Source organism: Leisingera sp. ANG49, assembly GCF_059694505.1.
Window position 1 is genome coordinate 461,462 of record NZ_JCATZN010000002.1, and the last position, 24,462, is coordinate 485,923.

The following is a 24,462-nucleotide window of genomic DNA, read 5'->3' on the forward strand; positions in this document are numbered from 1 at the left end:
GAAGGCGGCATGCATGTGCCGCTTTCTGCTACTGGCATGGCGTATGCGGGACTGTTAAGAAGGCGCCGAAAGTCTATTGTTGGGACCCATCACCCGACACAGCCAGCCAAAGGCCCGTTCTGCCATGCCCTCTGAAATCCGCCTTGCCTTTGCGCATCCGTCCGAGCGTTCCATGGCCACTGCTGCTCCCGGGCCTTTGGACCGGATTTCGCTGCGCGATCATACCGTCGAGGTGGAGATCGGCGCGTTTCAGGCCGAGAGGGGCACCACCCAGCGGATCTGCTTCAATGTGGTGGTGGAAGTATCGCCGCTGCCCAAGGATCTGGATGACGACGTCGACCGGATCCTGTCCTATGACAAGGTGACGGAGGCAATCGCCCATGAGCTGGCGGCGGAGCGGCTGAACCTGCTGGAGACACTGGCGGAACGCGTGGCCGAACGGATCCTGCTGGAGCATCAGGCGGTGCGCGCATTCGTGCGGATCGAGAAGCTGGACCGCGGCCCCGGTGCGCTGGGCGTCGAGGTGGTGCGCTCCAAGGATCAGATCAGCCATCTGGCCGGCGAACTGGACCGCCCGCATCCGCGGCTGATGTACCTGTCCAACGATGCCATAGACAGCGAAAACCTGACCGGTTGGATCGACCAGATGGAATGCCGCAAGCGGCCGCTGATCCTTTGTGTCGGCACCCATCCGCTGGCGGTTCCCACGACCGGCCACAAATGGACGCAGCGGCGGATCGATCTCTTGGCGATCGAACAGAACGCCTGGCGGCTGGCGGCCAAGGATGACCGCTGCGTGGTGGTCTCGACCCGGACAGAGCTGGACTGGGCAATGAAGAACGGCCAGATCTGCGTCTGGGCCCCCTCCAAGATCGTGCTGGACGCGGTGGAAGGGCCCTCGGCACCGCCCTCGAACTCGGTGGCGCTGGCGGCCTGGTTCGCTGCCACCTTCGAGGCAGGTGAAATGATTGTGCTTGGCGGGGATTTGCCTGATAATCCCGGCGTCCCCTTGCGGGCCGTCAGCGTGGAGCAAGCACAACTGTGACATATTACCGGCCGTTGGTTCAGCACGGCGAGGCGCGCCCCGAAGGCGCGGTCCCGCTGGCGGGCAGTGCCCTGTGGTTCACCGAGGTTGAGATTCTCAGCCGCGAGGCGCCGCCGCGGATCGTGCCTGCCGGCCTGGTGCCCGAGGCTGAGCGCCGCCGCCTGAGCGCGCGGCGCGCGTCGATCGCGGGGCTGGACATGACCCAGCCGCAGATCATGGGCATCCTGAACGTGACGCCGGACAGTTTCTCGGATGGCGGCAAGCATGCCGGAGTTGAAGCCGGCAAGGCCGCGGCGCTGCAGATGGCCGCTGACGGAGCCACCATTATCGACGTCGGTGGCGAATCCACGCGTCCTGGCGCCGAAGAGGTCGACGAAGCCGAGGAAATCGAACGCACCGCCCCTGTGATCGCCGCGATCCGCGCCGAAAGCCCGGTGCCTGTCTCCATCGACACCCGCAAGGCCACGGTGGGCATGGAAGCACTGGAGGCGGGCGCAAACCTGCTGAACGATGTCTCCGGCTTCACCTTTGATCCGGCGCTGGCGCCCCTGGCGGCGCAGGCCAGCGTTCCGGTCTGCATCATGCATGCCCAGGGCGACCCCGCCACCATGCAGGAGAATCCGCAATACGCAAACGTACTGCTGGATGTCTATGACTTCCTGAGCGCGCAGATCGACCGGCTGGAGGCCATCGGTGTGGTGCGTGAGCAGATCGTGATCGATCCAGGTATCGGTTTCGGCAAGACGCAGGAGCATAATCTTATTCTCTTGCGCAATCTCAGCCTGTTCCACGGGCTGGGCTGTCCGATCTTGCTGGGCGTGTCCCGTAAAAAACTCATCGGCACCATCGGCGGGGAGCCGCGCGCTGATGCCCGCGCCCCGGGCTCGATTGCCGTGGGGCTTGCGGCCCTGGCGCAAGGCGTGCAATTCCTGCGGGTGCATGACGTGGCCGAGACGGTTCAGGCGCTGCGGCTTTGGCAGGCAGTCCGGTAAGGCCTTTTAGGCAGGAAAGCATAATGCGGAAACTCTTTGGTACCGATGGCGTGCGCGGCACTGCCAACACCCATCCCATGACTGCCGAGATGGCGCTGCGCATCGGCGCCGCCGTCGGGCGTTATTTCCGGCGCGATGGCACCGGGGTGCACCGGGTGGTGATCGGTAAGGATACCCGGCTGTCCGGCTACATGTTTGAAAATGCGCTGACGGCGGGGCTGACCTCGACCGGCATGAATGTGCTGCTGCTGGGGCCGGTGCCGACGCCCGCGGTGGGGCTGATGACACGCTCGATGCGGGCGGATCTGGGGGTGATGATCTCTGCCAGCCACAACCCGTCCGAGGACAACGGCATCAAGTTCTTTGGCCCTGACGGCTTCAAGCTGTCGGACAGCGCCGAGATTGAAATCGAGGCGCTGGTCGAGGCCGGCGTCGAGCCGGCCCAGGCGGCCAACATCGGCCGCGCCAAGCGGATCGACGACGCCCGCTTCCGCTATGGCGAGCGGGTCAAAAGCTCCCTGCCGCGCAATCTGGGCCTGAACGGTCTGAAAGTAGTGATTGACTGCGCCAATGGCGCAGCGCACCGGACCGCGCCTGAGGTTCTGTGGGAACTGGGCGCTGAGGTGATCCCGGTGGGCGTGTCCCCGGATGGCCTGAACATCAACCGCGGCTGCGGGTCCACCCATCCGCAGACCGCAGCAGAGGCAGTGGTGGCGCATGGCGCCCATGTCGGCATCTGCCTGGACGGGGACGCCGACCGTGTGATCCTGATCGACGAGACCGGCACGGTCGCCGATGGCGACCAGCTGATGGCGCTGCTGGCGACCCGCTGGGCCGAGCAGGACCAGCTGGCAGGCGGCGCGCTGGTGGCAACTGTGATGTCGAACCTGGGGCTCGAGCGCTATCTGAACGGCAAGGGCCTGGGCCTGGAACGCACCGCCGTCGGCGACCGCTATGTGGTGGAGCGTATGCGCGAGGGCGGCTTCAACCTGGGCGGCGAGCAGTCGGGCCACATCGTGATGACCGATTATGCGACCACCGGCGACGGGCTGATGGCGGGGCTGCATTTCCTGGCCGAGATGGTGCAAACGGACAAGAAGGCCTCCGCGCTGGCGCATCAGTTCGAAACGGTGCCGCAGCGGCTGCGTAATGTGCGCTTCCAGGCTGGACAGATGCCGCTGGAGGAAGCCCGGGTGCAGGAAGCCATTGCAGCGGCAGAGAAGATGCTGAATGGTCAGGGCCGGCTGCTGATCCGCAAGTCCGGCACCGAGCCGCTGGTGCGGGTGATGGCGGAAAGCGAGGACGCCGAACTTATGACGCTGGCGGTGGACAGCGTGGTCGCCGCAGTGGAGGCTGCCGTCGCGGAGTGATCCGGCAAGAGGGCGGTCAGCCCCCTTTGCGGAACAGGCGGCTCAGCCTGCCGAACTGGCTGAGGCCAAGGCCGCCCAGGATCATCACCATAGCCAGCAGCATCGAGGGCGGCAGCTCCTCGCCCAGGAACGCCGCGCCCAGCACCACCGCCCAGACCGGCACCTGGTAATTGGTGAGGGTCATGAATGTGGGGCCTGCTTCGCGCACCACGATCACCCGCAGCAAGTTGGCGGCGGCGGTGGGGATCAGCCCGAGGATGGCGGCAATCAGCAGGGTGCGGGTATCCGGCATCACCGGCGGGCCTTCGGTGGCCCAGGCTGCCGGAAAGATGATGAAGCAGCCGATCACCAGCAGGACGGCGGCCAGCCCCACCGGGTCCACCGGCGGCAGGCGGCGGGTCAGGATCGAACTGACCGAGTAGCAGGCCGCGGCCGACAGGCAGGCGGCGCGGCCATAGGCCTCCAGTTCCGCGCCGCTGCTTTTGAATGCCTTGCCGCCGATCAGCAGCGCGACGCCGGCAAAGCCGATCGCAAAGCCGATCAGGCGGCGCAGGGTCATCTGCTCGCCCGGCACAAAGAAATGCGCCAGAGGCAGCACCATCAACGGGATCGCCGCCATGCTGACGCCGGTAAAGCCGGAGGACACATGCTGCTGGCCCCAGGAGATCAGCATGAAGGGCAGGGCGGTGCTGAGGATGCCGATGATCACCAGCGAGGGCCAGTTGGCCTCGCCCCGGAACAGCTTGAACCCGCGCCAGCCCCACACCGCGCACAGCAGCAGCGCGGCAAAGCCGATCCGCCCGGCCGCCAGCCAGAACGGGGTGATCCCGTCCAGCGCCAGCTTGATCAGCAGAAAGGTCGCGCCCCAGACAAAGCCCAGGGTGGCGATCATCAGCCAGTAGCGCGGTGCGATATCGGGCATGGGTCCCTCTTGCCGTTCACCGCGCGACAAGACCCCGCCGGGCGGGCGGGGTCAATGGCAATTGCTTTGTTATCTATCGAACAGTTTGCGCTTCACGCCGCGCGCGGGCGTCGGCTGCGGCTGAGGAGGAGGCCGCCGAGGATCAGCGCCAGGGCGGCAAACAGCTGCGGCGGCAGGGTCTCTCCCAGAAGTGCGGCGCCGAAGATCACCGACCAGACCGGCACCTGGTAGTTCACCGTGGAGAGGAACGCAGGGCCGGCGCTGCGGGCAACCTGCACCAGCAGCACTTGGGCCAGCGCCGTTGGCAGCAGGCCGAGGTAGATCACGGCGCCAAGCGGCAGGGCGGCGGGCAGGTCCGGCACCCCTTCGGCCCAGAGCGCGGCGGGGGTCATCATGGCAGCGCCGCACAGAAGGGCCGCGGCGGAGAGCGACAGCATGTTCACCTGCGGGCAGAGCCGGGTGATGATCGAGCCGATGGCGTAGCAAAGCGAGGCGCCGAGGCAGGCAAGGCGGGCAAGCGATTCAAAGTCAGTTCCGGCGGAGCGGAAGGCGTCGAGCCCGATCAGCACCACAACGCCCGCAAAGCCAATGAGGAAGCTGATGGTGCGGCGCAGGGTCATATGCTCGCCCGGGACCAGCACATGCGCCAGCGGCAGCACAAACAGCGGCACCACCGCCATGCAGACCCCGGCAAAGCCGCTGGCCACGTAAGTCTGACCCCAGCTGAGAAGAGTGAAGGGCAGGGCGTTGGTAAAGAACCCCATGCCAATGGCGCAGGCCCAGATGACGCGGCCGTCACGCGTGCGGAGGGAGGGCAGGCCGATGCCCATCGCGTAGACGACGGCCAGCAGGCAAACCGCGCCGATCGAAATTCTGAGCGCGGCGATGGTCATCGGCGGAAAGCCCCGCAGCGCCAGCGACACCGCCATGAAGGAGGCGCCCCAAATCACGCCGAGGAACAGAAGCTTGGCCCAATTGGCGGCGCCGGGGGAGTCTGGCATCGGATAACCTCAATGAAATAAATGAAAAAGGGCGCCCCAAAATGGAGCGCCCTGCAGAGGTAAGGTCAGCGGAGGGTTCCGCGGGCGCCTTAGTTCTTCTCTTTGTCGACCATCTTGCCGGCCGAGATCCACGGCATCATGCCGCGCAGCTTGGCGCCGGTCTCTTCGATCAGGTGCTCGTCGTTGGCACGGCGGGAGGCTTTCAGGGTCGGCTGGCCAACCTGGTTTTCCAGCATGAAGTCGCGGACGAATTTGCCCTGCTGGATGTCTTCCAGAACCGCTTTCATGCGGGCTTTGGTTTCGTCGTACTTCAGGATGCGCGGGCCGGTCACGTACTGGCCGTACTCGGCGGTGTTGGAGATCGAGTAATCCATGTTGGCGATGCCGCCTTCATAGATCAGGTCAACGATCAGCTTCACTTCGTGCAGGCACTCGAAGTAGGCCATTTCCGGTGCATAGCCGGCTTCGACCAGGGTCTCAAAACCGCAGCGGATCAGCTCAACCAGGCCGCCGCAGAGAACTGCCTGCTCGCCGAACAGGTCGGTTTCGCATTCTTCGCGGAAGTTGGTTTCGATGATGCCGGAGCGGCCGCCGCCGATGGCGGAGCAGTAGGACAGGCCGGTTTCCAGCGCTTTGCCGGTGGCGTCGGTGTGGACCGCAACCAGGCAGGGCACGCCGCCGCCTTTGGTGTATTCGCCGCGCACGGTGTGGCCCGGGCCCTTGGGCGCCATCATGATGACGTCGACGCCTTCTTTCGGCTCAATCAGGCCGAAGTGCACGTTCAGGCCGTGCGCGAATGCAATGGCTGCGCCCGGACGGATGTTGTCGTGGACGTATTTCTTGTAGGTCTCTGCCTGCAATTCGTCGGGCATGGTGAACATGATCACGTCGCACCAGGCCGCCGCTTCTGCGATGCCCATGACCTTCAGGCCTTCGCCTTCGGCTTTCTTGGCGGAGGGGGAGCCTTCGCGCAGGGCAACGACAAGGTTCTTGGCGCCGGAGTCGCGCAGGTTCAACGCGTGGGCGTGGCCCTGGGAGCCATAGCCCAGGATGGCCACTTTCTTGTCCTTGATCAGGTTCACATCGCAATCGCGGTCGTAATAAACGCGCATGATCCACGTCCTTTCGTTTGGTGTTTGAGGGCATCATAGGCATGCGGGCGGGGAAGGCGATTGCTGTTGTGCATGATTTTCGCAGTTTTTTTGCGGTAGTCATTCGTCATTTTGACTGATAGTGATAAAATCATGCTTGATGACCTCGACCGGCGCATTCTGCGCTATATGCAAAGCGACCCGGAGCAGTCGATTCCGGATCTGGCCGAACGGCTGGGGCTTACGGCCTCGCGCCTGTCGCGGCGGCTGGAGAAGCTGCGCGAGGCGCGCGTCATACTCGGCGAGCGCGCGGTGATCGACTGGCGGGCCTTGGGGTATGAGGTCGAGGTCTCGCTGCGGGTGACGCTCGACAAGACCAATCCGCGGGCTTTTGACGAGTTCATCGAGGCCGCCCGCGGCATTGCCGAGGTGATCGAGATCCAGACCTTCCTGGGCCAGGTGGATGTGCGGCTTTCAGTGATTGCGAGGGACATGCCGCACTACCAGCAGATCTACCGCGCCGCCATTCTGAACCTGCCGCATATTACGGACATCGAGGCGCTGATGCATGTGGCGCGGATCAAGTCGGATGAGGTGCTGCCGGTATGAGTGCGCTGGATGATCTGGATTTTGCTATCCTGCGGGCGCTGTCCGAAGATGCGACCTTGTCGGCAGGGGCGCTGGGGCGGCAATTGGGTCTCAGCCAGCCTGCCACATGGCGGCGGATCAAGCGGCTGCAGGAGGCGGGGATCATCGCAGGCCGCAGGCTGGATCTGGACAAGGAGAAGCTGGGGTTCGGGGTTACCGTCTTTCTGGGGGTGAAACTGGCGACCAAGGGGCGGGTGTCCTTGGAGGACTTTGAACGCGCGGTGTCTGCAATCCCCGAGGTGCAGACGGTGGAGCATGTGCTGGGCATGTATGATTACCGCCTGCGGGTGACGGCGCGCGATATCTCAGATTTTGAGCGCGTGCTGCGGCGCCGGGTGATGACCCTGCCGGGGGTGGGCAATGTCGAGGCCAATGTGCTGCTGAGCGAGGAGCGGCGGCCGGGACCGCTGGGCTGAAGCTGCACTTTTGTTGCCGATGTGAAACCGGCTTGGCGCAAATGCAGGTGGTTTCTGTCGCGACTGGGCTGTCCTTTTGCCGGGCCGGCGTCAATATCAGCCTTCGGAGAACGGCAGTTCCGATGTATGCCAAGTCAGGGTTTGCCAAAACCCGAAGCACCGGCTAGCCGTTTTGTGAGACATTTCAGGGAGGCCGCAATGGCATTGCTCGATACCGTGGACCCGCAGGGTCTGGATGAATTCTCGGTGGTTTTCACCGACCGCTCGCTCAATCACATGTCCAAGACCTTCCAGCAGGTGATGCTGGACATCAACGCGATGCTGAAAGAGGTTTATAACGCCGAGGCCGTGGCGCTGGTGCCGGGCGGCGGCACCTATGCGATGGAGGCGGTGGCGCGCCAGTTTGCCCGCGGCGCCAATGCGCTGGTCGTGCGCAATGGCTGGTTCTCCTACCGCTGGAGCCAGATTTTTGAGGCGGGCGGCTTCACCGCGTCCTCGACCGTGATGAAGGCGCGCCGCACCGGCAACGAAAGCGCGTCGCCGTTTGAGCCCGCGCCGATTGCGGATGTGGTCGCTGGGATCAAGGAACAGAAGCCGGATATCGTCTTTGCCCCGCATGTGGAAACCGCTGCCGGTGTGATCCTGCCGGACGATTATGTGACCGCCATGGCCGCAGCTGCGCATGAAGTGGGCGCGCTGATGGTGCTGGACTGCATCGCGTCGGGCTGCGCCTGGATCGACATGAAGGCGACCGGTGTCGATGTGCTGATCTCCGCGCCGCAGAAAGGCTGGAGCGCGTCTCCGTCCGCCGGTCTGGTTATGTTCTCGGACCGCGCGCTGGCGCGGCTGGAAGAGACCGCCTCGGACAGCTTTGCCATCAATCTGAAGCAATGGCGCACCATCATGAAGGCCTATGAGGACGGCGGCCACGCCTATCACGCGACCATGCCTACAGATGCGCTGAAGGCGTTCCGCGACACCATGCTGGAGACCAAGGAATACGGCTTCGATAAGCTGCGCGATGCGCAATGGGCGCTGGGCAACGGCGTGCGGGCACTGCTGAAGGAAAAGGGCATCACCTCGGTGGCCGCCGATGGTTTTGGCGCGCCGGGTGTGGTGGTGAGCTATACCTCTGATCCGGACGTGCAGAACGGCAAGAAGTTCCTGGCGCTGGGCACCCAGATCGCGGCAGGCGTGCCGCTGCAGTGCGATGAGCCCGCCGATTTCCGCACCTTCCGCCTGGGCCTCTTCGGCCTCGACAAGCTGTATGACGTGGATGCCACCATTGCGCGGCTGAAAACCGTCGTGGATCAGGTGCTTTAACGCAAAATCCGGATTGGGCTGCGCAAGGGGATATTGCTTGTGCGGCCCAGCCCGTGGCGCAGGGTGAGCCAGATCACCCCGAGGCTGATCGCCAGCCAGATCCCTCCCCACAGCATGGTTGCACCGCCGAACTCCTCGGCCATCATCCGCGCGTCCGAGCGCAGGTGGGAACGGGCAATGGTGTCGTCCCAGATGTCGAGCGGGGCGTAGATCATGCTGCTGACCCCGATCACCCGAAGGATCATGTCGTTGATGTTCAGGCTGAGGTAGCGCGATGCGGCGAGCATCAGCGCGCCGGTGGCAAGGGTGAAGCAAAGCGCAAAGAGGTCGCGGATATAGAAGGCGGCAACAGCGAGGGTGATTGCGCCGAAGGCGGCCAGAACCCTGCGGTCCCAATCGGTGCGCAGGGCAATCACGAACAGGGCAGAACCGATCAGCAGTGATCCGGTGTAGCCTGCGGACAGCCCCAGGAAACGGCTGCCGCCGCGGGAAACCACCATGCCGCCCTCGTAGGGGTCGATGGTCAGGCTGACCACATCGCCGCCGGTCAGCAATGTCATGGCCGCATGGGAGACCTCATGCAGGAACACGGTCAGGATGCGCAGAGGCAGCAGTGCCGGGTTTTGCCAGAGGGCGGCAATGGCTAGGGTCAGGCAGAGGAGCTGCCAGTGGCCTTTCATAAAGCGTCCGGCAGCCTGCATGCTATTTGACGCCCAGCCCCATCTGCATCAGCGTCTTGCGCACCGGGGCCAGGGAATAGAGCGCGTTGAGGCCGAAGGCGCGCAGGTCGCGCAGCGGGCGCGGTGCCAGCATGGAGGTGCGGTTAAGGAGGTCAATGCCCTTCACCCGCAGCAGGATCTCACTGTGGCGGGCCTTGTGGTAGGCGGCCAGCATCGGGGCGTCTCCCAGACCTTCGGGGCGGGCCTGGGCCAGCTCCAGGAGGCTGCGCAGGTCGCCGAGCGACATGTTCAATCCCTGCGCGCCGATCGGCGGCACCACATGGGCGGCTTCGGCCATCAGCGCCAGACGCTCGCCGTTCAGCCGCTCTGCCGACTGGCTGATGATCGGCCAGATGGTGCGGCGGGACGCCAGTTTCAGATCGCCGAACAATCCGCAGCTGCGTTTGGTCATCGCGGCCTCAAAGGCGGCGGGTTCGAGGTTCAGCAGTTCCTGCGCCTTGGGGCCGCGTTCCATCCAGACAATCGCGGAGGACGGCTGACCCTGGTAGTCGGGCAACGGCACCAGCGTGAACGGGCCGCCGGAGCGGTGGATCTCGGTGGAGACGTTTTCATGCGGCACCGGGTGGGTGACGGCAAATGCCAGCGCCTTTTGCCCGTAGCGGGTGGTTTTGACCGGAATATTCGCGGCCTCCCGCATCGGAGAATTGCGGCCGTCACAGGCCACCACCAGTTTTGCGGTCACTTGACTGCTGTCACTGAGGCTGACTCGCGCCTCATCCGTGCGGGTGAACAGGCCCGTGGTGCCGGTGCCAAAGCGCAGATCCACGTTCGGCAGCTCCGCAAGCCGGGCAATCATTTCACGCCGCAGGAGCCAGTTGGGCAGGTTCCAGCCGAACGGCTGGTCTGAGATATCGGCGGCGTTGAAGTCCTTGACCACCCGCGGTTCCGGCCGGGCGCCGCCGGCGTCGACGATGCGCATGATCTGCAACGGCGCAGCGTGCTCTTCCAGCCGCGCCCAGATCCCGCATTGTGCCAGCAGTCCCTGCGCGGGCTGCAGGAAAGCGGTGGTGCGCAGGTCAGCGCCTTCGGCGTCGCGTTCGGTCACCGGCGGGGCCGGGTCGGCGCAGATGACGGAAAAACCGCTGGACGCAAAAGCGGCGGCTGCGGTCAGTCCCGCAATGCCGCCGCCGGAAATCAGGATGTCGCAGGTCTCGGCCATGGTCTCAGCCCTCCGTTGTTGCCCTGAAATAGGCCCTGACGGAGGGGGAAGACAAGCGGCAACCTGCTGCGCGGGGAATTAGCCGCGGGTGATGGAGAGCAGAACCAGGAACATCACCGGCACCATGCACAGCGCAGGGATGTAGAGGCCCGGAATGCCAAACAGCATGATCGAGCAGCCCCAGAGGCTGACAAAGGTGGCAAGGGCGTACCAGATGTTCTCTTCCGGGCCGTAGGCGACCTCCTTGATCATCCGTCCCAGCAGCGGCACGGCAAACAGGATTCGCTGCCACAGGGTCAGTTGGGCGGGAAGGGCATATGCGCTCATCGGTCAGGCTCCGTCAGGTTCGTGTCGCGGCGCATATAGGCAGTAAAAGATGCGGCAAACAGGTATATTTTGCCGCAGTTGCAAAGATTTGCCGGAGTGCCGTTGTACACATTCTGCAATGCGGCAAATGACGCCCGAATGCGCCGCCGGCTGCGGAGTAAAATCAGATCAGCTTGGCCAGAAAACCGGCCAGATCATCAGAGTGATGATGGATGTGCGAGGCCTGAACCTGTTCCGGCGCCACATGCACGGTGCGCATCCCCATCTCATGCGGGGCCGCCAGGTTGCGCGCGTCATCCTCGAACATTGCGGCCTGGGCGGGGATCACGCCGGCGCGGGCAAACACCCGGTCAAAGGCGCGCCGTTCCGGCTTGGGGTGGTAGTCGGCATGCTCGACGCCGTAGACATCATCGAACAGGCCCGAAAGCCCGCGCGCAGCCAGAACCCGTTCTGCATAGGGGGCGGAGCCGTTGGTGTAGACGATCTTCTTTCCCGGCAGGTTGCGGATCGCAGCGGCCAGCGGCGCGTCCTCCTCCAGATGGTCCATCGAGATGTCATGAACCGCCACCAGGTAGGGCTCCGGGTCCAGATCATGCTCGCGCATCAGACCGGCCAGGGTGGTGCCATGCTCGCGCCAGTAATGGCTGCGCAGGCGGTCGGCCTCTGCCTTATCCACCTTGAGCGCGTCCATGACATAAGCCGTCATCTTGACCTCGATCTGGTCGAACAGGCGCGCGGACGGGTGGTAGAGGGTGTTGTCCAGATCGAACACCCATTGGCTGACATGGGAGAAGGCTTGTTTGGGCATGACGCTGAAGTAGGCGGCCTTGGCCGGATTTGCAATCAAAAGCGCATTTTGCCTGCGGGTTTTCAGCACATTAGCGCCATCAGGGTTGATTGCTGACCGATGCGCTGTAGAGATTGTCGGATCGGAACAGACAGGAACGACCATGAGCCAGAGCCGCAGCAACCAGAAAGATGCCTATGCGCTGATCCTCGAGGCGATCGACTCCGGGATCTACAAACCGGGCGACCGGCTGGTGGAAAGTGACCTGGCAGAACGCTTTGGCGTGTCGCGCACCCCGATCCGCGAAGCGCTGCAACGGCTGGAAACGCAGTCGCTGCTGGAGCGCGACGGCCGGTCGCTGATCGTGGCGTCGCTGGATCACAACCAGATGGCGGAGCTGTACGTTGTGCGGCGCGAACTGGAGGGGCTGGCGGCACAGCTGGCAGCGCGTCATGCCACCGAGGAAGAAATCAAGGTTCTGAAGGAGATGGTCGAAGCCGACGACAAGCTGGTCGGCGATCCGGCTGCGCTCTCCAAAGCCAACCGCCGTTTTCATGAGCAGATCCACCTCGCCTCGCACAACCGCTATCTGGTGCAGCAGCTGGACCTGGTGCACCGGACGATGGCGCTGATGGCAACCACGTCGCTGGCGGCCGAAGGGCGCAGCGAGATTGCCCAGTCAGAGCACAAGGGCATTGTCGACGCCATCAGCCGCCGCGACGAGGCGGCAGCGGGCGAGGCGCTGAAGGAGCACATCTCCATTGCCTTCATGACCCGGCTGAAGCAGGACGCCAGCGGGCGGGGATGATCCGCCAGCACCGGCGCTTGGCGGCGGGCTTGATGCCATGGGCCGTCTTGTCCCAGAAAAACGGCCGCACGAGCAGTTCGTGCACGGCTTTGACGACTGCGATGGCGCCCATCGGAAAGTAGAAGATCATTGCAGGCGCCCAGGCTGCCAGCCAGGGCCGCCCCATGGCAAATGCAGCAGTGATGCTGATCACCAGCCCCAGCCCTTCAAAGAACACCAGCGCTGCGGCGGCCAGGGTCAGCAGAAGCGGCGGCAGACTACCGGCGCTGGGATGCGGCACGCCCAGGGTGAACAGCCAGAACGACCAGAGAACCGGGGCAAACAGGAATTGCCCGATGGTGCCCAGAAAGAACGCCTGAAGGCCCAGGAAACGTTTCCAGCCCAGATCTGCCAGCAACTGCAGCGGCTGGCGCATGTGCACCAGGTAGGTCACCATGAACCCTTTGAGCCAGCGGGAACGCTGCTTGATCCAGGGCCAGGGGCGCCAATTGGCCTCCTCGTAAGTGGTGCTGGGCAGCATTTCGGTGCGGTAGCCTGCCCGGTACAGCCGGACGCCCAGATCAGCGTCCTCAGTGACATTATGGGCATCCCATCCGCCTAGTTCCTCCAGCACTTTCCGGCGGACAAACATGGTGGTTCCGCCGAGAGGCACCACCAGGCCAAGCCGGGCGATCCCGTGCAGGACGATGCGGAACCAGCTGGCATATTCCAGAGTGAAGCACCGTGAAATCCAGTTGGTGCCGGGGTTGTAGTAGTCGAGCACCCCCTGAAAGCAGGCGGTGCGGTCACCGGCACAAGCAAAGGCATGCGCCACCTGATTCAGCTGGTCCGGCTGAGGGGCATCCTCTGCGTCCCAGACACCGATGATGTCTCCGCGGCATAGGTTCAGCGCATAATTCATCGCCCGCGGCTTGGTCGTCAGCCCGCCGAAGGCAGGAACCTCCACCACCCGGATCCAAGGCGGCAGACGGGTCCTGGCAACAGCGGCACGGGTGACGCAGTCATGCTCCTCCAGCACCAGGAGAACATCGGTGAGCGCCTTGGGGTAGCTGAGTTTACGGATGCGAGCGAGCAGCGCACGGCTGATTTCAGCTTCCTTGTAGAGCGGCACCAGGACGGAAATGACGGGCTGAACAGCTGGAACGGGTGGGGCGGCTGCGGGCGCCAAACGCGCGCGGCGTGCGCGTGTGTGCCAGAAGGAGGCAAGGCTGCAGAGCTTGAGAGCCGTGAACATCAGCACAGAAAGCAGCGCCAGGGTGCTGAGGGCGGTGAAAACCGCCGCGGGCGCGCGCCAGAACAGGTAGAGCAGGGGGAAAGCGGAGGCCGCTAGCAGGGCCCGGCCGCGGGCGGGCTGCAGGGTGCGGCAGCTCAGCCGCGGGACAACGCTGCAACTGGCCTGTTGTGCTAGTTCCGTGCGGAAATGGGTGGTCAGCAATGCAGTGATCTGCGCTTCGCTGGCAAGCACAGGGACGGTGTTTTCGTAGTTGCCTTGCAGCTCCTGTTGCAGGGCCTCGAAACGGTCAGGGTGGGCAAGGGCGATGGTGACGGTCTGCCCCAATTGCATCCAGGGCATGGCGCAATGGCGCAGCCAGAACCGGGCAGGTTTGCACGCCAGCAGCCGGGAATTGGCCACCTGTCCGGACAGGTCGGCGCGGGGCATCCGGTATTGCCGCGCCAAGGTGTCCTGAACCTGGTCTTCGCTGGCCAGACCTTCGGCCACCAGCACCCGTCCAAGCGCCGCTTTCTGATGCTGGCGCAGCACCAGCGCCTTCATCATGCTGCCGTTGTCCAGCGGCGGCTGCGTATCTTCGGGCCGGCCGCGCTGAGGGGGCGATACGGGCGGCGGCCTGAGCTGCCGCAGCGGTTGTGAAACAATACCCATCACTTGTCCGCAACACTGAGAACCAGAGGTCTTCAGGCTGGCGGGGCAGGTTTAAAATTGGTAAACACGTTATTAACCATGGCGCCCGGGCGCCATGGTAATCGGTTTTTTTACGCGGATTTACGTTCGGCCATCGCCTCGGCGAAGCGTTCGAACAGGTAAAAGCTGTCCTGCGGGCCGGGGCTGGCCTCGGGGTGGTGCTGCACCGAATAGACCGGGCGGCCGGATATCCGGATGCCGCAGTTGGAGCCGTCAAACAGCGACACATGAGTCTCTTCGACGCCTTCCGGCAGGGTCTGCGCATCCACCGCGAAGCCGTGGTTCATGGAGGTGATCTCCACCTTGCCGGTGGAATGCTCCTTGACCGGGTGGTTCGCGCCATGGTGGCCGTGGTTCATCTTGACAGTCTGGGCGCCCAGAGCCAGCGCCAGCATCTGGTGGCCCAGGCAGATGCCGAACACCGGCAAGTCGGCCTTCAGCACTTCCTGAATCATCGGAACGGCATATTCGCCGGTGGCGGCCGGGTCGCCGGGGCCGTTGGACAGGAACACGCCATCGGGGTTGTGTGCCAGCACTTCCTCAGCCGAGGCGGTGGCGGGCAGCACGGTCACGTCGCAGCCGGCAGAGGCCAGGCAGCGCAGGATATTGCGTTTGGCGCCATAGTCGACAGCCACAACCTTGTGCTTGGGGGCTTCCTGGCGGGCATAGCCGTCGGGCCAGGCCCAGCGCATTTCGTCCCAGCGGTAGCTCTGCGCGCAGGTGACGTCCTTGGCGAGGTCAAGGCCGACCAGGCCCGACCATTCGCGTGCCTTGGCGACCAGCGCCTCAATGTCGAAGTTGCCGTCCGGGTCGTGGGCCAGCGCGACGTGCGGCGCGCCTTGCTGGCGGATCGCACGGGTCAGACGGCGGGTGTCGACGCCGCCGATGGCGATGCGGCCGGTGCGGGTGAGCCAGTCCTTCAGTTCTTCCGTCGCGCGCCAGTTCGACGCCAGCGTCGGGTCCCATTTCACCACCATGCCGGCGGCAACCGGATCACCGGTTTCGTCGTCTTCCGGTGTGACGCCGGTGTTGCCGATGTGGGGGAAGGTGAAGGTGACGATCTGCCCGGCATAGGAGGGGTCGGTCATGATCTCCTGGTAGCCGGTCATCGCGGTGTTGAAGCAGAGCTCGGCCACGGTTTCGCCGGTGGCGCCGAAACCGGTGCCGTAAAAGACGGTGCCATCAGCGAGCGCCAGGCATGCGGTGGGCTTGGTCGGGGCGGAAGCGGCCATTGCGCGAGTCTCCATGCGGGTGAAATTCATGGGCTTGTAAGGGGAGCGCCAATGCGGGTCAAGCCTGCACGGGGCGCTGAAGCTGACGTCGGGGCCGGAATGGAAAGTTTACTGTAAACTTGCACAGCTGCATAAGAATGGATAACCATCGGTGTCCGGCAACCATGGGGATGCTTTTGAATATGGATACGCGCACACGGGTCAATCAGGCCCTGAAGCAGGCGATGAAAGACAAGGCCGCCGACCGGCTGGCCACGCTGCGGCTGATCAATGCCGCCATCAAGGACCGCGAGATTGCAGCCCGCGCAGATGGTGAGGAAAGCAGCATCGGCGACGGCGAAATCCTTGCCATCCTGGGCAAGATGACCAAGCAGCGCAAGGAAAGCGCCCGCGCCTATGAGGAAGGCGGGCGGCTGGACCTGGCGGAGCGGGAACTGGGTGAAATCGCTGTCATCGAGGAATTCCTCCCGCAGCAGCTGAGCGATGATGAGGCTGCAGAGGCGGTGAAGGCCGCAGTCGCTGAAACCGGCGCCGAATCGATTCGGGACATGGGCAAGGTGATGGCCGCGCTGAAGGCGAAATACACCGGCCAGATGGATTTCGGCAAAGCCGGGCCGATGGTCAAGGAGCAGCTCTGCAGCAAGGGCGACTGCTGATTTTCCGCTGCCGGGGCTGATACCACGCAGGCACGCGGTGCCCGCGGCGCGAGAATTTTGCAAAGAAGTAGTTGAAAGGCCCGCGTTGCGGGCCTTTGTCCTTTCTGCTCAGCGGGACAGGGCAGTTTTAAGGTCGCCGTATAAGGCCACCCGTTCCTCTTCCGACAGGAAGGCGCCGATCTCTACCTCGCGGCCGCAGCCCTGCAGGGTGACGTAGTGGGGCACCGGGCCATTATCGTCGTGCATCTCGACCCTGGTCCAGTAGCGGTTGCAGTGCCAGCTTTGGCGGCCGCCGTCCGGATTGGTCCGCTCAAGCCGGGCTTCGTCCGGGGTGATGGTCAGCACCTCGAGAATCTGGTGGTCGCGGCGGCTGCGGTCCAGCGCCCATTTCATGCCGAACAACGTAATCAGCAGGAATGGCAGCAGCCCCCACAGCAGGACGGAGCCCAGCACCGGGATCAGCGGCACGCAGATCAGCACCGCGGTGAGGCCGATGAAGCGCGCGTAGCCCTTGGGCGGCAGCGATTGATGCGGCCAGAGGTGCAACTCGCGCTCGGCGTCAGCGTGCGGTCGGGTCCAGTTGTAAGGCATCGGTTCGGGCCTGCCGGGGAGGAGAGATCTCTTTAAATGATGTGCCTGAAAGGCGGAATTTCCACTGCGGGTTTCTACCGCGGCCGGGCGCCAAGAAAAAGGCCCCGGAGCATAAGCTCCAGAGCCTTTCGAATGTCAGGGTCTCAGCCGCTTAGTGCGAATGCGAGCGGTCCCATTCCTCCTGCTTGGGCAGGATTTCGAAGGTGTGCTCCGGCGGCGGGGAGGGCAGGGTCCACTCCAGGGTGTCCGCGTATTCGTTCCAGTAGTTGTTCTGGGTGACGCGGGCGCCGCGCAGCAGCGAATAGATCACCACGCCGAAGAACAGGATGAACGAAGCGAAGGACAGGAACGCGCCGTAGGACGAGATCTTGTTCCAGTAGGCGAAACCTTCCGGGTAGTCGATGTACCGGCGCGGCATGCCCTGGCGGCCCAGGAAGTGCTGCGGGAAGAAGGTCAGGTTGGCACCGATGAAGAACAGCCAGAAGTGGATCTGGGCGCCCAGCTCGTTGTACTGGCGGCCGGTCATCTTACCGAAGTAGAAGTAGATGCCTGCAAAGATCGCGAACACGGCACCCAGCGACATCACATAGTGGAAGTGCGCAACCACGTAGTAGGTGTCGTGATAGGCGCGGTCCACGGAAGCCTGCGACAGCACCACGCCGGTCACACCGCCGACGGTGAACAGGAACAGGAAGCCGAAGGCGAACATCATCGGTGCTTTGAACTCGATGGAGCCGCCCCACATGGTGGCGATCCAGGAGAATACCTTCACCCCAGTCGGAACCGCGATCACCATGGTGGCCAGCATGAAGTAGGCCTGCTGGTTCAGCGACATGCCGACGGTGTACATGTGGTGCGCCCAGACGACAAAGCCCAGCACGCCGATGGCGATGATCGCCCAGACCATCGGCAGGTAGCCGAAGACCGGCTTGCGCGCGAAGGTGGCGATGACGTGGGAGATGATGCCGAAGCCGGGCAGGATCACGATGTACACTTCCGGGTGGCCAAAGAACCACAGGATGTGCTGGTAGAGGATCGGGTCGCCGCCGCCTGCCGCGTCAAAGAAGGTGAAGCCGAAGTTGCGGTCCATCAGCAGCATGGTGATGGCGCCGGCCAGAACCGGCAGCGACAGCAGGATCAGCCAGGAGGTGACGAAGATCGACCAGGAGAACAGCGGCACCTTGAACAGTGTCATGCCCGGGGCGCGCATGTTCAGGAAGGTGGTGATCATGTTGATCGCACCCAGGATCGAGGAAGCGCCGGAGACGTGCACGGCGAAGATCGCCAGGTCCATCGAGTAGCCGCCTTCGTTCACGGACAGCGGCGGGTACAGAACCCAGCCCACGCCGGAGCCCAGCTGGTCATTGCCGCCCGGGGAGACAACCGAGAGGACCGCCAGCGAGGTGCCTGCGACATACATCCAGAACGACAGGTTGTTCATCCGCGGGAACGCCATGTCCGGCGCGCCGATCTGCAGCGGCATGAAGTAGTTGCCGAAACCGCCGAACAGGGCCGGAATCACCACGAAGAACATCATCAGGATGCCGTGGGCGGTGATCATCACGTTCCAGAGGTGGCCGTTCGGGGTACATTCCGCAGAGGCGTCTGCGAACATGCGCGCACCCTCCAGGCACATGTACTGAACGCCGGGATCCATCAGCTCCAGCCGCATATAGACGGTGAAGATGACGGAGATGAGACCTGCAATCGCCGAGACGATCAGGTAAAGAATGCCGATATCCTTATGGTTCGTGCTCATGAACCAGCGGGTGAAAAAGCTCCGCTCGTCCTCGTGGCCGTGACCATGAATGGCTGCGTCTGCCATTTAGGTGCCTCCTGCTGCATAACGAAAGGCCCCCGGAGACGGACGCCGGGCGGCCTGGATTCCTTGCGAGTTTTAGTGTGGGCTGCCGGGGCCTTCAATGGCGGAGTTTGATCTGGATCAAGATTTATTGCCGCAGGGACTTGAATGCCCAAGGAAATGCCCGGTCCAGACCGCTTGACCTGACTGCGGGGCGGGCGCACAACCGGGTGACAGCCAGAACAAGGAGGCCGGACGCATGCCCGCTTATGACCCCGACAACATTTTTGCCAAGCTCCTGCGCGGCGAAATCCCCTCCACCCGCGTCTACGAGGATGACGATACGCTGGCCTTCATGGATATCATGCCGCGCGCCGACGGGCATTTGCTGGTGATCCCCAAGACCCCCTGCCGCAATATCATGGATGCCAGCCCGGCACAGCTGGCGGCGGTGATGCAGACGGTGCAGAAACTGTCGCAGGCGGTGCTCAAGGCTTTTGGCGCTGATGGCGTCACCGTGCAGCAGTTCAACGAAGCGGCCGGAGGGCAGGAAGTGTTTCACCTGCACATGCATGTGCTGCCCCGCCATGAGGGCGACCGGCTGCGCCCGCCGGGGACCATGGGCGACATGGAACTGATCCAGGCGCAGGCAGATAAGATCCGTGCGGTGCTCGCAGAGAGCTGATCTGCCAGGCTGGTTTCTAGCTTTTGGAATCTGAAAACACCGCAGCTGCAGTCTGCGGTGTTTTTCAATGCGAATTTGTGCATCTGAAATAAATGTTGAATTTTAGTTGAATTTGATCATAGCTGTTTCGCAAATTGGTTGTAAGTCAGAGAGGGCGCGCGCGCCCAAGCGTATGGGAACCCAAGAATTGGGGGAGACCGGCACAGCATGCCAGCCCGGAAGCAGGCGGCATCAGCCGGGCATTTTCAGTTTACAGGCAGACTGCCTGAAACATGCGGGCCAGAAGGTCTGCATCTGCCCGTGTGTGTGCTGCATGCTTGCCGGGCGCGGGGTCTCTTTGACGTAAATGCAGTATTGGAGGGGCAGGGGTGACTCTCTTGTGCCGCGCGCCGACCTTGTCGCAGGACCAGGTTGTCGCCGCAATTTACGAGACGATGATCCGGCCGGAACAATTCGACCGGTTCGCACCCGGCCCGCAGGGCGGTCCGGACGGAGCTGCAGCGCCCGGAGGGCGGCGGCGGCAGGGGCGGCTCAGACCGGCACCACTGCTTCAGGCGCATTTTGCGCGGGCGGCGGAGATCCAGGAACAGCAATGGCAGCGTGCGGGGCGGCCGCAGCCGGGAGCGTATTCCGGCAATTGCAGCCGTTTCTGGCTGCTTGTTGATGCAACTGCGGATGGCGGCGTTCTGAATGCCTCGCAGCGGGCAGCGCGCCAGCTGACCGGCGGCTTTGCACTGCCTGAGGCGCTGGGGTTGACGCAGGCAGCGGCGGATTTCTGGCAGGATTACCTTGAGGGCGTGCGCCGCGGCAGCTTTTCCTGGCAGGATATTCTGCTGCTGGCCGCTCGTGGCCCCGGAGAACAGTTCCTGTGCCGCCCGGTGCGTCTGAGTGGAGGCGGCGGAACCGCCGTTGCGGTCATGGCAGAGCGGCTGGAGGGGGATTGGACCTCGGAGGCTGCGGGGCCGGTTGCAGCAGCATTGGGCCTGCAGGAGGCGGATTTCGAGCCGTTGATGGACGCAGTAAGAGGTGCCGGCAGCAAAGTTGATTGCAGGATGGAGCTGGCCGCGGAAAAGGCAGGAGCGCCGGGTCCGGCAGAGCTGATCCGGCTGGCGGCTTTTCTGATGAATGAACACAGCCGGGACCTGGCTATCTCCAGGGGAGAGCAACTGCCGCCGTCAGGAACCTTTGAAGACAATACCGGCCAGCGTTCGCAGTTTTTCCGTCTTGGTGCGGAAACCGGCCAGCCGGTGATTTTCGTGCATGGCATGCTGGATGGGATTGCCCCTTTGCAGCGCCTGCAGCCGCAGCTGAGGACACTGGGGTTCAGGGTATACGCGCCGATGCGCCGGGGTTACGGAGGGTCGGCACCGCTTCGTCGCGGCGAGGACCCGTCGGACGCTTTTGTCAAACAGCTGGATGCGCTGATCACCTGCGAGAACCTGCAGCGGCCAGTGCTGCTCAGTCACCGCGGCGGAGCGCTTTACGGCTGCCTGGCGGCGGGCCGTCTGCACAAACGGGTTGCCGGACTGGTGGCAGTGGCGTCGAATTGCACCATCAGTTCGCCGAGGCAGTTCTCTGGCCTCAGCGGCTATGCATGGCTGGTTGCCCTTGGCGCTGCGCGGGCCAATTGGATGCTGCCCGCGCTGATGAAAGGCTGGGCGGCAGCGCTGCACTGGTACGGGCACAAGATGCTGCTGCGGATACAAACCCGCCGCGGCAGCAAGGAGCGCGCGATGCTTGCGCAGCTGGATATTCTGCGGCTGCTGCAGCAGAGCCAGCTGCTGTTCCGGGAGCAGGGCGGCGCGGGATTCCTGGCGGATGTGCAGATCCTGCGGCAAGGGGTTCAGGCTGTGGTGCCAGCCAGGAATACCCGGTCGGTGTTTGTGCATGGCGGAGAAGACCATGTTGCGCCGCTCTCTGCTGTTCGCGAGATGCTGGGCGGGCTGCCGGATGCCCGGCTTTGCATCAGCCAGGATGCAGGTGCGCTCCTGTTTTACTGTTTCCCGGAGCTGGTGCTGACAGCGCTTCAGGACCTCACGTCTGTTTCAGACGGCTGAGGTCAGCTCCCGAAGACTTGGGCGAAGCTGCGCTGCAGGGCGACATCCACATCTGCCATGGTCACAGGCAGGCCCAGGTCGACCAGGCTGGTCACGCCGTGATCGGTGATCCCGCAAGGCACAATACCTGTGAAATGCTCCAGCTCCGGCTCGACGTTGATCGAGATGCCGTGAAAGCTCACCCATTTGCGAAGGCGGATGCCGATGGCTGCGATCTTGTCCTCGGCGATGCCGCCCGAGATGGTGCGGGGCTTTTCCGGGCGTTCAACCCAGACACCGACGCGGCCTTCGCGGATATGGCCCTTGATGTTGAATTCGTCCAAGGCCGCGATCACCCAGGTTTCCAGCTGCTGCACGAAGCGGCGCACGTCATGGCCGCGCTGGCCCACGTTCAGCATTACGTAGACGACCCGCTGGCCAGGCCCGTGATAGGTATACTGGCCGCCGCGCTTGCTCTCATAGACCGGGAAACGCTCCGGATCGGTCAGGTCTTCACGCTTGGCAGACGTGCCAGCGGTGTAAAGCGGCGGATGCTCGACCAGCCAGATGCATTCTTCCGCCGATCCGGCAGCGATTGCTGCGGCTCGTTCTTCCATGAAGGCAACCGCTTGATCATAATCGACTAAACCGTCCGAAGTGATCCACTCAACCATGCCCTTTTCCGTCCTATTCCATCGCTTCTGAGCGGTGCAGGTAAAATTGGCCGGAAAACCCTTAGGTGCCAGCGCTGCCTGTGCAGTATCCTGATTCCGTAGCGAGTATCCATAGAGGGCGAGTATCATGTTTTCCAAGCCGCTCAAACCGGCCCTGACAGCCGCATTCCTGGCGGCGTCCGTAACCGGACCCGCAGCTGCGGACGAATTGGGGGCCGCCATTGCCGGCGCCGTGATCGGCGGCGTCATTGTCAACGAAGTCCATAAGAACAAGCAGCGCCAGCGTGCCGCCACCACCTACCGGCGGGCACCGGCCTATTCCGCGACCCGGGCCGAAAACCGCGAAACCCAGGTCGCGCTTAACTATTTCGGCTTCAATGCAGGCTCACCGGACGGAGTGCTGGGGCGGCGCTCCCGCGCTGCGATCACCCAGTACCAGGTCCACATGGGATATCCGGCCACTGGCAATCTGGCGCCTTATGAGCGCAATTTCCTGGTCAGTTCCTATAACCGGGCACAGATCGGCGGGCCGCAGGTCATCAAGGCGATGCAAGGCCCGCAGGGCGTGCGCGGCGTGCTGCACACCTGGCGGGATGAGGCCGCAGGAATCCGTACTGCCGGCAGCAGCTATGCCGGCGGCGGCTATGGCGGATTGCCGCCAGAGGTCAGCCACGCGGTGGACGAAATCGCTGCCAGCTCCGAACCGACCGGCGAGCAGCTGTTGCAGCGTACCGGCTTCATGCAACTGGCAGACCTGAATGGCGACGGCCGCAACGACTACGTGCTGGATACCTCTGTTTCCGGCAGTTCCTTCTGGTGCGGCGCGTCGAATTGTTCGGTGATGGTCTTTGCCTCGACCCCGCAAGGGTATCAGCGCAACGATTTCCTGGCCCGTGGGGTGACCCCGGCCAGCTTCGCCTGCCATCAGGGCACTTGCCGGATGGCGGATACCGGCTCGGACGCGCCGGTTCAGGCCGCGCAGACCCGCAGCACAGTGATGGCTTTCTCGGGGCAGGAAAATGCGGCCCTTGGCGGCATCACCCTGTTCGATCAGCCGGAGCAAAGCGCCTCGCTCACCAGCTACTGCAGCAAGGTGAGCCTGCTGACCAGTTCCAACGGCGGCTTCATGACAGCTGACAGCATGAACGACCCGGAGCTGGCGCTGGGAGAGCAGTTCTGCCTGGCCCGCACCTATGCCATCAACGCGGGCGAAGCCCGGGCGAGCAAGGTCGCAAGCGCCTCGCAGGCGCAGATCGACAGCCAGTGCGATGCCTTCGGCCCTGCGCTGCAACCCTATCTGGCCAAACTGGGCACCTCCGGCAGCGGCGAAGTGATGGGGGAGGTGCAGAAGTTCGTGCTGCAATCCGGCATGTCGCTGGAGCAGCTGTCCAACACTGCAGGGATCTGCCTGTTCTCCGGCTACCGGCGCGACGACATGGATGTGGCGCTGGGTGCGGCGCTGATCCTCACAGGCACCGGCCAGCGTCCCTATGCGGAGCTCATCGGCCATCATCTGGCGCTGGGCTTTGGCGCTCCGAATGCGGTGAAAAAGGCGCAGGAATGGTACAGCATGGCGGTGATTGCGCTTGAAAGCGGCGCCGAGCCGGTGTTCGCGCCAGGCCAGTCCGGACGCGCGGAGCTGATCAAGGCGGCTTCGAGCGAGCTGGCAGGCGGTCGGGTGCAGCCGGTGCAGGCTTCCGGCGGCGGGGCTTCGCTGCCGACCTTCGGCTCTGAGTAAGGCATTCGCTGAACCAGCAGGAAACCAGCGGCCGGCAGTTTTGCCGGCCGCTTTTCAATCCGAATTCTGTCGCTGGTCCAAGCCGTCACGCAGCTGCTCCAGCCCGAATACCCCGCTGTTTTCCTGCGCTTAGGAGAGGGCGGGCGGCAGCTGGGATATTCTGCTCAAAAAAGATGATTTTCGGCTTCACATCGCATCCGCGCTGGTCTATACGCCGCTACACCAAGCCTAAGACAGTGCGGTCGTGGCGGAATTGGTAGACGCGCAGCGTTGAGGTCGCTGTTCCTTAACCGGAGTGGAAGTTCGAGTCTTCTCGACCGCACCATCATCTTCCTGAACAGTATAGCTGTAAGCACCGGTATCCCGCGGACGCCGGAATGCCTGTTGCCCTTATATCAACGGCTTGACCTCTGGCGGGCGGCCTGCGGCGTTTACCGGTTCCTGCACTTCTGACTGCCGGCTATAAGAAAGCCGCCCCAAGCCTCAGTGCGCGGGGCCA

The 24,462-nt window shown here is 63.7% G+C and carries 23 protein-coding genes and 1 tRNA gene; 12 read left to right on the top strand and 12 right to left on the bottom strand.

What is annotated here, in order from left to right; translation table 11 throughout:
* The first annotated feature begins 124 nt into the window (after positions 1-124).
* The 3 genes from AC58NV_RS08615 to glmM are packed head-to-tail and all read left to right on the top strand — an operon-like array spanning position 125 to position 3,407.
* A complete protein-coding gene (locus AC58NV_RS08615; RefSeq protein ID WP_497226759.1) occupies positions 125-1,045 on the top strand; it encodes a dihydroneopterin aldolase in 921 nt (306 codons plus the stop codon).
* Entirely contained in the window at positions 1,042-2,037 is a 996-nt protein-coding gene (gene folP, locus AC58NV_RS08620; protein WP_497226760.1) for a dihydropteroate synthase, read from the top strand. The genes AC58NV_RS08615 and folP overlap by 4 nt, the downstream gene beginning before the upstream one ends.
* 23 nt (positions 2,038-2,060) lie before the next feature.
* Positions 2,061-3,407: a phosphoglucosamine mutase gene (gene glmM / locus AC58NV_RS08625; RefSeq protein WP_497226761.1), complete on the top strand. Its 1,347-nt coding sequence runs from the start codon at positions 2,061-2,063 to the stop codon at positions 3,405-3,407.
* A 16-nt stretch (positions 3,408-3,423) separates the two neighbouring features.
* On the opposite strand, the gene AC58NV_RS08630 is transcribed toward glmM, so the two are convergent.
* From AC58NV_RS08630 to ilvC, 3 genes are all read right to left on the bottom strand, one after another.
* Positions 3,424-4,329: a DMT family transporter gene (locus AC58NV_RS08630; protein WP_497226762.1), complete on the bottom strand. Its 906-nt coding sequence runs from the start codon at positions 4,327-4,329 to the stop codon at positions 3,424-3,426.
* A gap of 92 nt (positions 4,330-4,421) precedes the next feature.
* On the bottom strand, positions 4,422-5,330 hold the full coding sequence (locus tag AC58NV_RS08635; protein ID WP_497226763.1) for a DMT family transporter: 909 nt from the start codon (positions 5,328-5,330) through the stop codon (positions 4,422-4,424).
* Between the two features lie 89 nt (positions 5,331-5,419).
* Positions 5,420-6,442 (bottom strand): ketol-acid reductoisomerase, encoded by a 1,023-nt coding sequence (gene ilvC / locus AC58NV_RS08640; protein ID WP_264212774.1) that lies wholly within the window; start codon positions 6,440-6,442, stop codon positions 5,420-5,422.
* A gap of 132 nt (positions 6,443-6,574) precedes the next feature.
* Between ilvC and AC58NV_RS08645 the strand changes: the two genes are divergently transcribed.
* The 3 genes from AC58NV_RS08645 to AC58NV_RS08655 all read left to right on the top strand — a co-directional run bounded on the left by AC58NV_RS08645 (position 6,575) and on the right by AC58NV_RS08655 (position 8,808).
* Complete coding sequence (locus AC58NV_RS08645) at positions 6,575-7,030, top strand: Lrp/AsnC family transcriptional regulator (RefSeq protein WP_497226764.1); 456 nt, start codon at positions 6,575-6,577, stop codon at positions 7,028-7,030.
* A complete protein-coding gene (locus AC58NV_RS08650) occupies positions 7,027-7,485 on the top strand; it encodes an Lrp/AsnC family transcriptional regulator (RefSeq protein ID WP_497226765.1) in 459 nt (152 codons plus the stop codon). Before AC58NV_RS08645 ends, AC58NV_RS08650 begins: the two co-directional genes overlap by 4 nt.
* Positions 7,486-7,683: 198 nt before the next feature.
* Positions 7,684-8,808 (top strand): aminotransferase class V-fold PLP-dependent enzyme, encoded by a 1,125-nt coding sequence (locus tag AC58NV_RS08655; RefSeq protein ID WP_497226766.1) that lies wholly within the window; start codon positions 7,684-7,686, stop codon positions 8,806-8,808.
* On the opposite strand, the gene AC58NV_RS08660 is transcribed toward AC58NV_RS08655, so the two are convergent.
* The 4 genes from AC58NV_RS08660 to AC58NV_RS08675 all read right to left on the bottom strand — a co-directional run bounded on the left by AC58NV_RS08660 (position 8,805) and on the right by AC58NV_RS08675 (position 11,842).
* Positions 8,805-9,488, bottom strand: coding sequence for a M50 family metallopeptidase (locus AC58NV_RS08660; protein WP_497226767.1), 684 nt, complete (start codon positions 9,486-9,488; stop codon positions 8,805-8,807). The two genes, AC58NV_RS08655 and AC58NV_RS08660, sit on opposite strands and share 4 nt — an antisense overlap.
* A 22-nt stretch (positions 9,489-9,510) precedes the next feature.
* Complete coding sequence (locus AC58NV_RS08665) at positions 9,511-10,707, bottom strand: UbiH/UbiF family hydroxylase (RefSeq protein ID WP_497226768.1); 1,197 nt, start codon at positions 10,705-10,707, stop codon at positions 9,511-9,513.
* 78 nt (positions 10,708-10,785) lie between these two features.
* Positions 10,786-11,034, bottom strand: coding sequence for a hypothetical protein (locus AC58NV_RS08670; protein WP_497226769.1), 249 nt, complete (start codon positions 11,032-11,034; stop codon positions 10,786-10,788).
* 163 nt (positions 11,035-11,197) lie between these two features.
* Positions 11,198-11,842: a pyrimidine 5'-nucleotidase gene (locus AC58NV_RS08675; protein WP_497227041.1), complete on the bottom strand. Its 645-nt coding sequence runs from the start codon at positions 11,840-11,842 to the stop codon at positions 11,198-11,200.
* A gap of 142 nt (positions 11,843-11,984) precedes the next feature.
* On the opposite strand from AC58NV_RS08675, the gene AC58NV_RS08680 reads away from it, so the two are divergent.
* Positions 11,985-12,629: a GntR family transcriptional regulator gene (locus AC58NV_RS08680; RefSeq protein ID WP_497226770.1), complete on the top strand. Its 645-nt coding sequence runs from the start codon at positions 11,985-11,987 to the stop codon at positions 12,627-12,629.
* Here the strand turns inward: AC58NV_RS08680 and AC58NV_RS08685 are convergent.
* A complete protein-coding gene (locus tag AC58NV_RS08685) occupies positions 12,589-14,406 on the bottom strand; it encodes a glycosyltransferase (protein WP_497226771.1) in 1,818 nt (605 codons plus the stop codon). The genes AC58NV_RS08680 and AC58NV_RS08685 overlap by 41 nt on opposite strands.
* A gap of 215 nt (positions 14,407-14,621) precedes the next feature.
* Positions 14,622-15,782, bottom strand: coding sequence for a glutamine-hydrolyzing carbamoyl-phosphate synthase small subunit (gene carA, locus AC58NV_RS08690; RefSeq protein ID WP_497226772.1), 1,161 nt, complete (start codon positions 15,780-15,782; stop codon positions 14,622-14,624).
* A gap of 182 nt (positions 15,783-15,964) precedes the next feature.
* On the opposite strand from carA, the gene AC58NV_RS08695 reads away from it, so the two are divergent.
* Positions 15,965-16,438, top strand: a complete 474-nt coding sequence (locus AC58NV_RS08695; protein WP_497226773.1) for a GatB/YqeY domain-containing protein — start codon at positions 15,965-15,967, stop codon at positions 16,436-16,438.
* Positions 16,439-16,546: 108 nt separating this feature from the next.
* On the opposite strand, the gene AC58NV_RS08700 is transcribed toward AC58NV_RS08695, so the two are convergent.
* Both AC58NV_RS08700 and ctaD read right to left on the bottom strand, forming a co-directional pair.
* Positions 16,547-17,029 (bottom strand): DUF2244 domain-containing protein, encoded by a 483-nt coding sequence (locus AC58NV_RS08700; protein ID WP_497226774.1) that lies wholly within the window; start codon positions 17,027-17,029, stop codon positions 16,547-16,549.
* A gap of 151 nt (positions 17,030-17,180) precedes the next feature.
* Positions 17,181-18,854: a cytochrome c oxidase subunit I gene (gene ctaD, locus AC58NV_RS08705; protein ID WP_222480672.1), complete on the bottom strand. Its 1,674-nt coding sequence runs from the start codon at positions 18,852-18,854 to the stop codon at positions 17,181-17,183.
* 235 nt (positions 18,855-19,089) lie between these two features.
* Between ctaD and AC58NV_RS08710 the strand changes: the two genes are divergently transcribed.
* Both AC58NV_RS08710 and AC58NV_RS08715 read left to right on the top strand, forming a co-directional pair.
* Positions 19,090-19,515 (top strand): HIT family protein, encoded by a 426-nt coding sequence (locus AC58NV_RS08710; RefSeq protein WP_497226775.1) that lies wholly within the window; start codon positions 19,090-19,092, stop codon positions 19,513-19,515.
* A 368-nt stretch (positions 19,516-19,883) separates the two neighbouring features.
* A complete protein-coding gene (locus tag AC58NV_RS08715; protein WP_497226776.1) occupies positions 19,884-21,572 on the top strand; it encodes an alpha/beta fold hydrolase in 1,689 nt (562 codons plus the stop codon).
* 2 nt (positions 21,573-21,574) lie between these two features.
* On the opposite strand, the gene lipB is transcribed toward AC58NV_RS08715, so the two are convergent.
* Positions 21,575-22,447: a lipoyl(octanoyl) transferase LipB gene (gene lipB, locus AC58NV_RS08720; RefSeq protein ID WP_497226777.1), complete on the bottom strand. Its 873-nt coding sequence runs from the start codon at positions 22,445-22,447 to the stop codon at positions 21,575-21,577.
* Between lipB and AC58NV_RS08725 the strand changes: the two genes are divergently transcribed.
* Together AC58NV_RS08725 and AC58NV_RS08730 are read left to right on the top strand one after the other, a co-directional pair.
* A complete protein-coding gene (locus AC58NV_RS08725) occupies positions 22,353-23,963 on the top strand; it encodes a peptidoglycan-binding domain-containing protein (protein WP_497226778.1) in 1,611 nt (536 codons plus the stop codon). The genes lipB and AC58NV_RS08725 overlap by 95 nt on opposite strands.
* Before the next feature lie 238 nt (positions 23,964-24,201).
* Positions 24,202-24,288 (top strand) — tRNA-Leu (locus AC58NV_RS08730).
* Positions 24,289-24,462 lie beyond the last annotated feature (174 nt).